The 13248-nt window shown below is 52.0% G+C and carries 13 protein-coding genes; 6 read left to right on the top strand and 7 right to left on the bottom strand.

The window, feature by feature from the left end:
- The first annotated feature begins 3 nt into the window (after nucleotides 1-3).
- Both REIFOR_RS06975 and REIFOR_RS06970 read left to right on the top strand, forming a co-directional pair.
- Nucleotides 4-1002 carry a branched-chain amino acid ABC transporter permease gene (locus REIFOR_RS06975; RefSeq protein ID WP_100256877.1) on the top strand — a complete coding sequence of 333 codons (999 nt, stop codon included), beginning with the start codon at nucleotides 4-6 and terminating at the stop codon, nucleotides 1000-1002.
- Nucleotides 1002-2267 (top strand): branched-chain amino acid ABC transporter permease, encoded by a 1266-nt coding sequence (locus REIFOR_RS06970; RefSeq protein ID WP_100256876.1) that lies wholly within the window; start codon nucleotides 1002-1004, stop codon nucleotides 2265-2267. The genes REIFOR_RS06975 and REIFOR_RS06970 overlap by 1 nt, the downstream gene beginning before the upstream one ends.
- A 270-nt stretch (nucleotides 2268-2537) precedes the next feature.
- On the opposite strand, the gene REIFOR_RS06965 is transcribed toward REIFOR_RS06970, so the two are convergent.
- From REIFOR_RS06965 to REIFOR_RS17175, 3 genes are all read right to left on the bottom strand, one after another.
- Nucleotides 2538-3248: a polyamine aminopropyltransferase gene (locus REIFOR_RS06965; protein WP_227003786.1), complete on the bottom strand. Its 711-nt coding sequence runs from the start codon at nucleotides 3246-3248 to the stop codon at nucleotides 2538-2540.
- A gap of 159 nt (nucleotides 3249-3407) precedes the next feature.
- Complete coding sequence (locus REIFOR_RS06960) at nucleotides 3408-3980, bottom strand: hypothetical protein (RefSeq protein WP_100256874.1); 573 nt, start codon at nucleotides 3978-3980, stop codon at nucleotides 3408-3410.
- Between the two features lie 281 nt (nucleotides 3981-4261).
- Entirely contained in the window at nucleotides 4262-4423 is a 162-nt protein-coding gene (locus REIFOR_RS17175) for a uracil-DNA glycosylase family protein (protein WP_405124671.1), read from the bottom strand.
- Nucleotides 4424-5243: 820 nt separating this feature from the next.
- On the opposite strand from REIFOR_RS17175, the gene REIFOR_RS06945 reads away from it, so the two are divergent.
- The 3 genes from REIFOR_RS06945 (at nucleotide 5244) to REIFOR_RS06930 (ending at nucleotide 7800) form a co-directional block, all read left to right on the top strand.
- Nucleotides 5244-6065 (top strand): Cof-type HAD-IIB family hydrolase, encoded by an 822-nt coding sequence (locus REIFOR_RS06945; protein WP_100256872.1) that lies wholly within the window; start codon nucleotides 5244-5246, stop codon nucleotides 6063-6065.
- Nucleotides 6066-6408: 343 nt separating this feature from the next.
- A complete protein-coding gene (gene tal, locus REIFOR_RS06935) occupies nucleotides 6409-7356 on the top strand; it encodes a transaldolase (protein WP_100256870.1) in 948 nt (315 codons plus the stop codon).
- 96 nt (nucleotides 7357-7452) lie between these two features.
- Complete coding sequence (locus tag REIFOR_RS06930) at nucleotides 7453-7800, top strand: hypothetical protein (protein ID WP_100256869.1); 348 nt, start codon at nucleotides 7453-7455, stop codon at nucleotides 7798-7800.
- A 47-nt stretch (nucleotides 7801-7847) separates the two neighbouring features.
- On the opposite strand, the gene REIFOR_RS06925 is transcribed toward REIFOR_RS06930, so the two are convergent.
- From REIFOR_RS06925 to REIFOR_RS06910, 4 genes are all read right to left on the bottom strand, one after another.
- Nucleotides 7848-8774: an MBL fold metallo-hydrolase gene (locus REIFOR_RS06925; RefSeq protein ID WP_100256868.1), complete on the bottom strand. Its 927-nt coding sequence runs from the start codon at nucleotides 8772-8774 to the stop codon at nucleotides 7848-7850.
- Between the two features lie 126 nt (nucleotides 8775-8900).
- On the bottom strand, nucleotides 8901-9569 hold the full coding sequence (locus REIFOR_RS06920; RefSeq protein ID WP_100256867.1) for a haloacid dehalogenase type II: 669 nt from the start codon (nucleotides 9567-9569) through the stop codon (nucleotides 8901-8903).
- 165 nt (nucleotides 9570-9734) lie between these two features.
- Nucleotides 9735-10925, bottom strand: a complete 1191-nt coding sequence (locus REIFOR_RS06915) for an ABC transporter substrate-binding protein (protein WP_100256866.1) — start codon at nucleotides 10923-10925, stop codon at nucleotides 9735-9737.
- Between the two features lie 142 nt (nucleotides 10926-11067).
- Nucleotides 11068-11907, bottom strand: a complete 840-nt coding sequence (locus REIFOR_RS06910; protein WP_100256865.1) for a M23 family metallopeptidase — start codon at nucleotides 11905-11907, stop codon at nucleotides 11068-11070.
- A 101-nt stretch (nucleotides 11908-12008) separates the two neighbouring features.
- Here REIFOR_RS06910 and REIFOR_RS06905 point away from each other — a divergent pair, with 101 nt between their 5' ends.
- On the top strand, nucleotides 12009-13232 hold the full coding sequence (locus tag REIFOR_RS06905; protein WP_319418072.1) for an acetate/propionate family kinase: 1224 nt from the start codon (nucleotides 12009-12011) through the stop codon (nucleotides 13230-13232).
- The last annotated feature ends 16 nt before the right edge of the window (nucleotides 13233-13248 follow it).

Raw genomic sequence — 13248 nt, 5'->3', positions numbered from 1 at the left:
AACGTGAACGAACTGATTTTCTTTCTTAACAAGGTGCTTATTTCTGGCGCCGTTATCGGCTCCATCTACGCCATGGGTGCTATTGGTATTACGCTGATCTTCAGCATTTTGCGCTTTGCCCACTTTGCCCACGGCGATCTGATGACCACTGGGGCCTTTATTACCTTTGCCCTGACGGCCCTATTCCCTCAGGCTGGCATGGCAATCGGCATCCCGACGGCCTTTCTCATGCTGCCCATTGCCATGGTGATCACCAGTCTCCTAGCCGTCGGCATCGACAAGGCCTTTTACAAGCCATTACGAAACCACAATGTTAAACCCATTGTCTTGGTCATGGCGTCGATCGGCGTAACCCTGATGCTGCAAGGTGTGTTGCGGTTATTCTTCGGCACCACCTCGCGCAATATGTTTATCGATGACCGTAAGGAGATCTTTCGTCTCGATCTGCCGTGGGACTTGGCCTCGAAAAACATCGTCATCACCGAACCGCAGATTCTGCTGTTTTTGTTTTTGATTGTCGCGGTGGTCTCGCTGCATCTTTTTCTGACCCGCTCGCGGCTCGGCAAGGCGATGCGCGCGATGTCCGATAACGCCGATTTGGCACGCATTTCCGGCATCAACGTCAACCTAGTGGTCATAGTCACCTGGGTTATCGCCGGTTCGCTGGCGACGGCAGCAGGCACCCTGTTGGCCCTGGATGTCAGCCTCAAGCCCGATCTCAGCTTTTCTATCCTGTTACCGATCTTTGCCGCGGCCATTGTGGGCGGTGTCGGACATCCCTATGGCGCTATTCTCGGGGGCTTTGTTGTCGGTTTCTCAGAAACACTGGCCGTCTTTAATTGGTCGATCCTGCTGCGGCCGTTGGCCGAGGTCATGGCTTGGGATCTACCAGCCAATATGGCCTTAGTGCCAACCGAATATAAGATTACCGTACCGTTCTTTATTCTTATCGCCATTCTGGTGTTAAAACCGACCGGCATTTTGAAGGGGAAGGTCCTGTGATGCGAACCTTTAAAAAAGAGCTCATTCTCTTTACCGGCCTGTTGGGCTTTATTATCCTAATCATGAACGTGATGGGCGCCGCATACGGCACCCGCATGTTGGTCGAGGCGTCGTGCTACGCCATTATCGCCCTGGGCCTGACCATTCAGTGGGGCTATGCCGGTCTGTTTAACGCCGGTATTCTGGGCTTTATCGCCATGGGCGGCTTTATCACCACGCTGTTCAGTTATCCGGTCAATGCTGAATTCTGGGACTCGGCGCTGCCTGCCGACCTAGGCGCCGTGTTCCTTAAATTACTGATCGGTATCGCGCTGATTTGGGGCTCCCTGAAGCTGACCCGCTTCGGGGTGACGGTTAAGTGGCAGCGCATTATCACTATCATGCTGATCGCCGTAGTCTATATTCTCTTTATGTATTCGCTCGATCCGGTCGCCAATGCCATTGAAAGTGAAATGGGCTTTATCGGCGGCTTCGGCTTGCCGGTGTGGCTCGGCTGGTTGGTCGGTGGCCTGGTCGCCGGTGCCATTGCGTACTTTGTCGGCCATATCTGCTTAGGCTTGCGCAGCGATTACCTGGCCATTGCCACGCTGGGCATCGCCGAGATCATTAAGGCCTTTCTGAAAAACGCCGATTGGCTCACCCACGGCACCCTCACCGTATCCCCCCTGCCCTGGATGACACCCGGCCCTGCCGAAATCGGCTTTGAACTGGCACGTGCGGCCTATCTATCGATAACCGCCTTGCTGATCGCGATCATCTTCTTCCTGCTCAACCGGGCCTACAACGCGCCTTGGGGCCGCATGTTGCGTGCGATACGCGACAATGAAGTCTCAGCCCTGGCTATGGGCAAGGATGTCAATCGCCGGCGTCTGGAGGTGTTTATCCTAGGCTCCTTCTTGATGGGCCTCGGTGGCGCCGCGCTGACCAGCTTTAATGGCATCTTCGACCCATCAGGCTTTATCCCATTGAACCATACCTTCCTAATTTGGGTGATGGTGATTTTGGGTGGCGCCGGCAACAACTTGGGCACTCTATTCGGTGCGATCTTGGTCTATATTATCTGGACCATGTCAGAGCCTGTCGCATTGTTCGTATTTGATGTGGTGCGCCAGGTGGGCGAACATTGGTTTGACTGGCAGGCCCCATCCGACTTGGACAGTCGGGCACTGCAGGCACGGGTCTTTGTGATCGGCCTGACCATTACCCTGGTGCTGCGTTATGCGCCGAAAGGCTTGATTCCGGAACGGGTGAAACAACACTCCTAGGGGCCGGACTGTCTAAACCAACAATACCGCCTGATGGCGGTATTTTTTTGCTTGCCGTTCTGGGTTCACCTGATTGAATAACATCGGCTGTCTCGAGTAACCTACTGCACGAGATGTCGTAGCAAGATAAAACAACGCCCTCTAGAGCCACAGTAGCGTAGCCTTTGCCCCAGAAATCCGATGCGCTATGAGTGCAGATTCCATCCGGTTTTTCAATAAGCTGCGATTGTTCTTCAAAACAAAGAAATCATAGGGGTCACCCCTATGGTTCTATTTCACAGCAACGTAGACGGTTGCCGTCGCTTCATTGTTCTGGAACGGGTTATAGAAGCGGATGATGTGGGTCTCTACGCTGGCGAAAACGGTCTTCAGCTTTGCAGTAAAGTCATCCGCGGGAGGCTCATTTGACCAGAGTGCAAACACACCCTGTGCGCGTAATTGCTTAGCCATCGCGGTTAGAGTATCGGTTTGATAGAAGGAGGCATTGGCCGCGTTGAGCAAGGCACTGGGAGAATGGTCGATGTCGAGCAAAATGGCATCGAAAACACGACCTGGATAATCCGGATCGAAGCCCGTTGGTTGACCTTTGGCCAGGTCGAAAAAGCTGCCTTGAACGTAGCGATTGCGCGGGTCGGCATTCAGAATAGCCCCTAGAGGCACATCCTCATTCTTGTGCCATTCGATGACCGGTTCCAATAATTCCACCACCAGCATGTCACGTACTTTTTCATGCTTCAGCGCGGCCACAGCGGTGTAACCGAGACCCAAACCGCCAACGACGATATCGGCCGGCCGGTCATCCAGGGCGGCCAGACCAAGGTCTGATAGCGCTTCTTCGGCTTTCACAAACAGGCTGGACATCAGGAACTCGTCGCCGAGTTTCACTTCATAGATGTCGTCATCCGTCAGGCCGGGAATGCGCCGGCGGCGCAGCGTGACTTGGCCAATGGGTGTGGCGCAGGTGTCTATCTGTTCAAACATTGGCCGCATGGGCAAGTGCCTCGTTTTTACTGAACCACTATGCTAACAGAAATGGTACTTTGATGGCGGCTTGTAAGTGATTACCGTACCACCCACCTTGAAGATTAGACCTAACTGGGCATGCTAGGGTTTTACGGTCGATACTGCTGTTTGTTATTGCTAATCCCATGATGGATAAGGCCATGAGATAGATTCTATCTTCGGGTTTTGTTCAACCAGATCACCAATTGTCGCGTTTTCTGGGGACATATCAGGCATTTCGATTGCTTGATCAAAACCACTGGGTTCAAGACTAAATTCATAATAGATGCTATTGGCCCCTAAGTTGTTGGTGTGATGTCCTGCGCCAAATATAAGTTCATCAGAACGCTTTAAAACTACATCGCGATAACTGTCACCAACTCTCAAGCCATACTTATCAGTTATCGTAGGTGACACAACGACCAATAGATGCATAGGGTATTCAGCCACTGCTTCTTCTGTATCAATATAGGAAACGATGTAAAAAATAAGCTCGTCTAATTTGTAGACTCCCAGAAAGTGAAAATCTGGAGAATCGCCAGATCGAATATCATGAACCACATCGTATTCAGGAAAATGTAAAGCCAACTTCTCTTTAGAGATCAAAAGTTCCGGACCAAGAATTAATGGCCCTAACTTGTTGTTACTCAATTCAAGCCCAAACAACGAACTTGCAATCATAAAAATCACTATTATAAAGACTGACTTCATTGTTAACTCTTAACTATAACGCTGCGCTGACAGGCCTATCCAGTGCATCATTTTGTTTGGTTTTTTTACAATAATTCATTGATTCGTTTTCGAAGGATAGGAATGATTTCGGATTTGAACCGCGGGTTTCGTTTTAACTCTAAATTATGTCTTGGACTTGGATATGGTAAAGGTAAAATATTTGGCCAGTAATCTTGCCATGATTTAACCGTCTCTGTCAGTGACAGTTTATTTTCTGGTAGATGATAAGACTGGGTATATTGCCCGATCACAAGCATGAGTTACACTTGAGGCAATTGGTCTAATAGTTTACCCCTCCATGCTCGCAGACGAGCTCCACTTGCATCATCAAAGGGCATATCTGTTTCATGCACTTTTCTTCCAGGCGCTTGGCTCGCAATTAGGATTGTGGCCTTAGGATCTATTTGAATTATAGGTCGCACTCCATGCGGTAGGTGTATAGAGCAATTTGTACAGGTTTCTGATTCAATTCGCGCAATAACTATCACCCAGCATGAAATCGAGTGCTAGCACGCTGCCAAAGCAAACCTTTCGTGCAGCGACCAAATCCTCTCGACTGGTACCCAAGGGTCCACTTAAGAAGCGTTATCCGTTTCGGAATCGAGAACAATATCATTTTTTATGCTGAGCACTACCAGATACGCGAGGTTCAATGGTGGTGTAATGCATAACAGTACGCCAACTAGGGCCGCTAATTTGGGCTTGCTAGTTTTACGCCTACCTAAGTAATAGCTTAGCGCTCCGACTATAAACATCGAATAAAAAACCAACTCGCCAAAAATCGTTACGTTCAAAACCATGACCCCCTGCTTTTTTTTAGCATTAAAATTAGCCTCAATAAAAGAAAATCTTTCATTCTTGGCTGCTCAGCTCAGACTAGCATGACTTCAGCCGCAGCCGGTAATAGAAATTATTTACGCGGCTCTTGATCCTCACAAGTAAGACCCTTGCCGGCATTGCCATATTATCAGGTATTTTGATCCGGACGCGCACTAGCGGGGGCTATCCGACTACTAGCGGGTGACTGTCGCCCTGGCAATTGGCTCTGATATTAATCGAGCGCTGAGATTATCGCCGATCAACCTACTGCCGGTTGATATGCTAATATAGCCTACATTAACGGGCCCTCAGCCTTAGGCTTTATGCCACCATTCGCGCTCAGCAGGAGTAGCTCGGTAAACGCTCGAGCCACCATCACCGCCAAGATGCCGACGACGGTCAAAACTGGAATAGAGGTAAGGTATGTACAAGCTCCTAGCATTGGACTTAGATGGCACAGTGCTCAACTCTGATAACCGCATCAGCGCCCCGTTGCGCACCGCGCTTCGGGCCCTGCAGCCATATGTGCACATAGTACTGGTAACCGGGCGACATCATACCGCCGCCAGGCCCTACCATGCAGAGCTGGGGCTGACGTCACCCATTATCTGCTGCAATGGCACCTACCTGTTTGATTACGCCCAGCAGGCTGTTGTGCAGCACAACAGCATCGGTAAAGACCAGGCGCGGGAATTTGTTCGCAACGCAGAGGCCAAAAATCTGAAGCTCGTCATGTATGCTCACGACGCAATGCTCTACTCGCGCAGTCAACCTATTACCTATATGGAAACACTTTCGCGTTGGGCAGACACTATTCAGGTCGAGTTACGCCCCGATATTCGTCAGATAGAGAGCTTTACCGATGAACTCGATAATACGGAGCATGTTTGGAAATTTGTTATCGAAGGCGACGACGTCGGTGATTTTGACCAACTCGATTATATCCGGAGCAACTTTTCCGGTGAGCGCTCATGGCTCGACCGCATCGATTATGCCAAGCACGGCAATAATAAAGGCAAGGCTCTGGCCGAGTACGTTCAACAACGGGGCTTTCAGGCCGATCAAGTGGTCGCTATTGGCGATAACGACAACGATATCTCTATGCTAAGGTATGCCGGCCTAGGGGTTGCAATGCTGAATGCGAACGCTGATGTCAAGCAGGCCGCACAATTGACCACTCAAGCCAGCAACGATGATGCAAACGGGCTCGCAGCTTTACTCGTAAAGCTTTTTCCAGGCGAATAGTCGGCCTAGGTAATTCTGTCCTGGTGGTATACCGGGCAAATTATCATCTGCCCGCATTGCAATACGGAACCCTCTATGGGAATCCTTTTCGCCTTTGGCAGCACCAAGGCTCATCTCCGCACTCTGGACATAGGAAAGGGCCTGGACACGCACTGTAGCATCGATAAAACTCTAAAAGACATTGATTGTGCAGCACCATTGGTGATAAAAATGTACGCCTCAACGATCAGTGGTTTGATCATAGGATTGCCGCTACAACCCGATTACAGCATAAGGCCAACCCCGTTGGCATCGAAATTTTAGCACAGACACTCACCGCCTTACCGGCCAAGGAATGCAAAGTATGAATCAACTCGCCCAATTACGTGAATTCACTACAGTTGTCGCTGACACCGGTGAAATCGATGCCATTAAGCAGTACCAACCCCAAGATGCTACGACCAACCCTTCGTTGATCTTAAAAGCCGCCCAGATTCCGGCCTATGCACCCCTAATTGACGCCGCCATCGCTTGGGCAAAAGGCCAAAGCGATAGCCCAGAGCAGCAGGTCAAAGATACCTGCGATATGTTAGCGGTGAATATCGGTAAGGAAATTCTGAATATCGTGCCCGGCCGTATTTCAACCGAAGTCGATGCCCGCCTCTCTTATGACACCGAGGCCAGCATCGCCAAGGCGCGTCAACTGATCGGCATGTACCAGGATGCCGGTATCACCAACGAGCGCATTCTGATTAAGCTCGCCGCCACGTGGGAAGGTATCCGTGCCGCCGAAGTGTTGGAAAAAGAGGGCATCAACTGCAATCTGACGCTGTTGTTCTCCTTTGCACAGGCGCGCGCTTGCGCTGAAGCCGGCGTCTATCTGATATCGCCCTTTGTCGGCCGCATTATGGATTGGTACAAGGCTAAGGAAGGACGTGACTTCGGCCCGTCAGAAGACCCGGGTGTGGTGTCTGTCAGTGCGATCTACGACTACTACAAGTCGCACGGCTATAAAACAGTCGTGATGGGTGCCAGCTTCCGCAATACCGGCGAAATTTTGGAACTGGCTGGGTGCGACCGCCTCACCATTAGCCCGCAATTGCTCCAGGTCCTGAAAGAGACCGATGGCGTAGTGGAACGCAAGCTGGTGCCGACTGCCGATGTGCAAGCAGCGCCTGCGGCCATGACCCACGCCGAATTCCTCTGGCAGCATAATGGCGATGCCATGGCGACGGAAAAACTCGCCGAAGGCATTCGCAACTTTGCGCTTGACCAAGGCAAGCTCGAAGTGATGATTGCCGCAAAGTTATAACCCAGAGCTGGGGTCCGTTCAATAATGGCCCCTCCAATCAAACTGACCCCAGCTCACATGGCCGGAGTCGTAGTCGAGTAACAGCCGGAGAATTATATGGTCTATGCACGCACCGCCTTTTTTCAGGGCACGCTAACTGCGCCTGAGCGACAGGAATTTCAAGACTATATGAGAGCGGAAGTCGTTCCCATTTTGCAAACATTCCCGGGCATGCAAACACTGCAGTTGAACTTCCCAGAGGTTATCGATCCGGCTGGGCCACAAGACTTGCTCTTGATGATGCAGCATACCTATGCAGACCAGGCGGCGATGGACGCGGCATTGGCTTCAGAGCGCCGCACCCTGAGCATGCATGCGACCAATAAGATTCTCGACAAGCTTGCCATTCTCGTTTATCACGTCAACTTTCAGCGTGAGGCATTAGAGCCAAGCTTGGCCAAATAGACCCATCTAATGCTCTATCCCTCGAATTTATACCGTTTTTTTGAGATTCATTCCCACTCCATCTCGATAAACACCTGCTGGGCATTGCGCCCAGCAATCGCATCGAAGTTTTGCAAATAGGCAAACTCGGACTGATCCAGGCTGCCAATCTCAGTCATATCACGTCCTTGATCAATAAAATCCCCGATCGCTGCACGTAAAAAGACCAAGTAATCATAGGTATCGATTGTCGCCTCGGCCAAGGTGGTCGGCTTGCCGTGCCCAGGCACCAGGTAGGCCGGCTTATAGGCTGCCATGGTTTGAAAGACGTTGATCCAGCTTTTGCTGTTGGACTGGGTGCCAACCCCCAGCATGCGTTCAACATAAACGATGTCGCCGCTGAACATAACGCCTTTCTGCGGCAGCCAAACAAAGCTGTCCCCAGGGGTATGGGCCGGGCCGGCATGATGTATTTGCATGACCACGCCACCGAGCTCTAACTCGAAGTAGTCTTTAAAGGTCGTATCGGCCGTTAGCGGCACAGTCTGGGCCATGAACTCTGCGTCAAACAGGTTGCCGAGCGAGATAAGCTGATCCTGTACGCGTTTATTTTGGTCCAGTACGGCTTGTTCACTGGCGATAATTTGCGCGCCCTGCTGCTTAAAGTAGTCATTACCCAACCAGCGATGATCCTGCCCACCGGTATTAATAACCGCAACAACGGCTTGATCGGTAATGTCTTTGATCAGCAGATCGATCTCTTGAGCACCCTGGTAGGTCCCGCCTGAGTCAATCAGAACAACCCCCTCAGACGTCACAACGAGCCCAAAGGTTGCGTTGTTGCCCCTATTGGCCAGCGTGCGGTTACCGAGTTCACCGACTATGGCATAGACCCCGTCGACTACCCTGTGGCGCTCTAGCGGGGTATCGGCCCAGGCTGGGCTAATGGCGAGTGCGACGAACAGCAGGATAAAAAAGTGTTTGGTTAACTTCATAGAAAAAACCTCATATCAACATGCCAATATGTGCGCCAACCGATTGAGGTTAGACATCACGTCCAACGGTACTGCCCAGCCCCGCCCATCGACGCGGTTAGGTTATGACCGCGGCGTGAGGGCACTCTAGGCTAAAACGTCGTTGAGCTCATTGAGACTTGCGACAGTCGCCGTTGGCTCAATGCCCCAAGGGTCAAATATCGCATCCTGCGAGCGTTGCACCCAAGCCGATTGTAACCCGGCTGAGATCGCGCCAATAACATCGAATGGATTGCTTGATATTAACCACGCCGCGCTGCCTAGGGCACCGGATTGGCGTAAAAAATAACTGTAGACCCCTGGGTTGGGTTTAAAGGACCTAATGTCCTCTACACTGACGACGCCATCAAAGTAAGTCCTAATGCCCGCGTTCACCAGCAGCTCTTCAACCGCGTCGGTACTCCCGTTGGAAAAGGCGAACAAGCGGTAACCCGCAGCCTTCAATTGACTGAGGGACTCGATAACATCCGCAAAGGCTGGCAGGGTGCGATAGTTTTTTAGCAGCTCGGTTTTCTGTGCTTGGGTGAGCGACACTTTGAGGTAGCTACAGGTAAAATCTAGCGCATTGCTGGTGCAGACAGAAAATGGTGCGTAGTTCTGCATTAAGCCTCTGCGGAATGAATACTCCAGCTGCTTCTCTCGCCAGGAGCGCGAAAACTCAGACGCCTGTGTGCCGATCATTTTCTCTAGGGACGACACTATGCCCTGGGTATCAATCAAAGTTCCGTAAACATCAAAAGCAAGTGTGACTGACATAGGGTTTTCCTTTAAAAGTACTATTAGCCTAACAATATGGCGACCCATGGTTGGTTCACCAATGGCTTGAACTCCGATGGCCGAAGGATCAAGGTAAAACGCCTGAAGGCCGGCCATAAAAAAACGCGGCTAGGCCGCGTTTCGTTTCGTTCGCTTAACAGATGCTTATTTTAAGAAGCCTTTCTGGACAAACTGGCCGTTTTCCACAACCATTTCAACGATCAGGCCCGGTACGTCGCCATTGGCGTCGAACTCATGGTTACCCGAAGCGCCTTCAAAGTTGATGTCTTTACCGGCGGCAATCAGTTTCTTCGCCTTGGCCCACTCACCTGGCAAAACGATCTCACCCGGTGCGGAAGACACTTTACGCAGCGCAGCGCTTAGGCCAGCCTTGTCGGTGGTGCCATTTTCTTCAATTGCCAGCGCCAATAGGAAGGCGGCGTCGTAGGCTTGGGCCGAGAACACTGCATTCGGATCCAACAGCAATGCCTTCATTTCTTTGGCGAAAACGTCTTTACCAGGAACATCGGGTGTGCCCGGCTTGGTGGCAATCATGCCATCGAGTACATCAGCACCGACCGCGTCGATCAGCGACTGACCGACCATGCCATCACCGCCGATATAACGGGTGAAGTCACCGCTTTCATAGGCCTGACGCAAGATAGTCTGGCCCGATCCGTCGGCATACGCCAACACGACAAGGGTTTCGGTTCCAGTAGAAGCCAAAGATCCCAGCTCGGCACGATAGTCGGCCTTGCTGTCTTCATGGGCTTCGTTCGCGGTTACGGTACCGGTGAAAGACGCTTCCAATGCATCGGCAAAACCTTTGCCGTAGTCGTTGTTGACATAGGTAATGGCAATTTCAGTAATGCCTTTCGCGGTTAGCAAGTTAGCCAACATGGCACCCTGATAAGCGTCTGACGGCGCGGTGCGGAAGACTAAATCGTTGTCATCCAGGTCGGTCAAGGCCGGTGAGGTGGATGCCGGAGAAATCATCGGCACGCCGGCCGGTATGGCGATATTGTTCGCAGCGGCAATCGTCGCGCCAGAGCACAGGCCACCAACTAGGGCAATAGCGCCTTCGCTGTTGATCAGGCGGTCTGCGCCATTAGAGGCGGCTGAGGCGTCAACACAGGTTGTATCGGCACTGGGCATTTCAATCATTTCACCCTGCAGCAGGCCACCCTGGGTGTTGACGTGGGCAATGGCTACCTTGGCGCCTTCAAAGATCGGTGGGGTCAGACTTTCGATTGGACCAGTAAAACCACCCAGAAAACCAATTTTGACGTCAGCTTGGGCTACATTCAGTAACGATACACCCGCAATTGCAACAGCTAATAATGTTTTGTTTATCATTTAGGATCTCTCTATTTTTTTTATACGTGTTTGACCTAGACATGGTGCGGAACCTTGAAAAAAAACACAAGGGAATTAACTGCCTCATTTGCCTAGCGGAATGATTATTTAGCGGTCGGGGTCCTATCTGGGCAATTGGCCCTCAGGGCACCGGCGTATCAACCCAGAGCACGGCATCGATCCGTTCGCCGTGCAGGTTCATCCGCCAATCCAGATGTGGCCCGGTGGCACGACCGGATGCGCCGATTTCAGCCAACAATTGACCTTGGGCAACCACCTGGCCGACCTCAACCAACAGTTTAGATAGATGTAGGAAGCTGCTACTCAGGCCGCCCCCGTGATCCAAGACCAGCGTACCGCCGCTAAAATAGAGATCCGCTTCGGCCAGGACCACGATACCCCCAGCCGGGGCTATCACAGGGGAGCCGGTCGGGCTGGCAATATCAACGCCCCAATGGGGCGAGCCGGGAATGTCGTTATAGTAGCGTTGACTGCCATAGACGCCCGAAATGCGACCCTGAGCCGGCCAAATAAATTGTTCTTCGCGCCAAAATAGAAGCTCATTGCCTGCGGCTCGTGCACGCTTGACCGCCTGTGCTTCGCGTACGATTCGATCAGTGAACGATTTGGGTGGCGTGACCAACTCCTTCGGCAACCCACTCACCCGTTGAATATTAAAACTCCGACTGTCAATCCACAGGTCGAGGCTTTCGGTCTGACCGATGTCATCGGTGACCGCCAGTTCATGCTGGCCGGCAAGCTCTCGGCCAATGCCAATGGCTAGATAACCGTCACTATCGGTCTGGTACAGACGATCTTGAAACTGAACCGAGTTGCCTGGATCGGTCTGCACGATAAGATAACCACCGCTCACGGCGGCCTGTTCGATGACCACCATCAACTTAGCAGCCGATTGGTTCATTAAACAGATGAAAAGTAAGGGAGAAATCCGCACAATTCGCTTCAATTGGATCGACATCATGATCGGCAAACCTTCAATTGGATGGCTGTGAGCAGCCAGTGTAGCCGTATTTGCTACCTTTCTGGGTTTTTTTAGGTGTTGCTGGGTATAATCCCTGCAATATGCCTCTTCGCATGAATTCAACGCCAACACTATCAGGCTGGACAATGTCACAAAATATTCTCGTCATAAACTCAGGTAGCTCTTCGGTAAAATTCTCACTCTTTGATATGACTCATCAGACCGAAACCGCCAGTGGACTGGCAGAACGGCTCGGCTCAGACGCTGCCGCGCTGACGCTGCGCTGGGCCGATGGCGAATATCGCCAAGCCCTACACGACAGCGACTATGCAACGGTCCTGACCCAGATCATTGCGGTATTGACCGAGCAGCAGCTGTTGCATCACTTGCCCAAGGTGATCGGTCACCGTGTGGTGCACGGCGGCGAGGTTTTTAGTGATCCGGTTATCGTAACGGATGAGGTCCTGGCTAGCATTCGTCAGTGTATTGCGCTGGCACCGTTACACAATCCGGCCAATCTGGCTGGCATAGAGGCACTGGCGACGCTCTATCCAGACATTCCTCAGGTCGCGGTGTTCGACACCGCCTTTCACCAAAGCCTAGCGCCCAAGGCCTTCTTGTATGCGGTGCCTTATAAGCTCTATGAGCAACAGGGTGTGCGCCGCTATGGTTTCCATGGCGTGAGCCATCAGTACGTCGCCGCCGAAGCCGCCACACGATTGGGTATTAGCGCGCAGCACGGCATCATCAGCGCCCATCTGGGCAATGGCTGCAGCGCCTGTGCCGTGGCCAACGGCCAATCAATGGACACCACGATGGGTATGACGCCACTGGAAGGCCTGGTCATGGGCACGCGCAGTGGCGATGTCGACCCGGGTTTGCACCAGTTTTTGTACCAACAGAAGGGTTGGGATGTCGAAACGGTTACCAACATGCTCAACAAGGAAAGCGGTATGCTCGGCCTCTCGGGCCTGTCCAATGATATGCGCACCTTGGAGGCCGCGGCTAATGAGGGGGTCGAACGGGCACAATTGGCGCTGGCGGTTTTCTGCTTTCGCCTGGCGCGCCATATCGGCGGTTTGGCAACCGCGCTGACCCGCCTGGATGCCCTGGTATTTACCGGCGGTATCGGCGAAAACTCTCGATTTATTCGCGCTACGGTGATTGAAAATCTGGCGATCTTTGGCTTCCGATTGGACAACGAGCTCAATGCCCGCAATGGCGATATGCTCGGCGTCATCTCGACCGGGCCAGGCCCAAAGGTCGTGGTCATTGAGACCAAAGAAGAATTAATGATTGCCCGAGCCGCTCTAGCTCTAATTTAATGCGATAGCTTAAAAG

It is taken from the genome of Reinekea forsetii (assembly GCF_002795845.1).
GTDB lineage: Bacteria > Pseudomonadota > Gammaproteobacteria > Pseudomonadales > Natronospirillaceae > Reinekea > Reinekea forsetii.
Note: the sequence above shows the minus strand (reverse complement) of the source record. Positions and strands in the feature narration are given on the sequence as shown.

Bases quoted from the DNA above. Each gene is read 5' to 3' on its own strand.
- REIFOR_RS06915 (WP_100256866.1), bottom strand. From the start codon at position 10,925: ATGATAAACAAAACATTATTAGCTGTTGCAATTGCGGGTGTATCGTTA.
- REIFOR_RS06970 (WP_100256876.1), top strand. From the start codon at position 1,002: ATGCGAACCTTTAAAAAAGAGCTCATTCTCTTTACCGGCCTGTTGGGC.
- REIFOR_RS06945 (WP_100256872.1), top strand. From the start codon at position 5,244: ATGTACAAGCTCCTAGCATTGGACTTAGATGGCACAGTGCTCAACTCT.
- REIFOR_RS06920 (WP_100256867.1), bottom strand. From the start codon at position 9,569: ATGTCAGTCACACTTGCTTTTGATGTTTACGGAACTTTGATTGATACC.
- REIFOR_RS06965 (WP_227003786.1), bottom strand. From the start codon at position 3,248: ATGTTTGAACAGATAGACACCTGCGCCACACCCATTGGCCAAGTCACG.
- REIFOR_RS06930 (WP_100256869.1), top strand. From the start codon at position 7,453: ATGGTCTATGCACGCACCGCCTTTTTTCAGGGCACGCTAACTGCGCCT.
- tal (WP_100256870.1), top strand. From the start codon at position 6,409: ATGAATCAACTCGCCCAATTACGTGAATTCACTACAGTTGTCGCTGAC.
- REIFOR_RS06910 (WP_100256865.1), bottom strand. From the start codon at position 11,907: ATGATGTCGATCCAATTGAAGCGAATTGTGCGGATTTCTCCCTTACTT.
- REIFOR_RS06960 (WP_100256874.1), bottom strand. From the start codon at position 3,980: ATGAAGTCAGTCTTTATAATAGTGATTTTTATGATTGCAAGTTCGTTG.
- REIFOR_RS06905 (WP_319418072.1), top strand. From the start codon at position 12,009: ATGCCTCTTCGCATGAATTCAACGCCAACACTATCAGGCTGGACAATG.
- REIFOR_RS06925 (WP_100256868.1), bottom strand. From the start codon at position 8,774: ATGAAGTTAACCAAACACTTTTTTATCCTGCTGTTCGTCGCACTCGCC.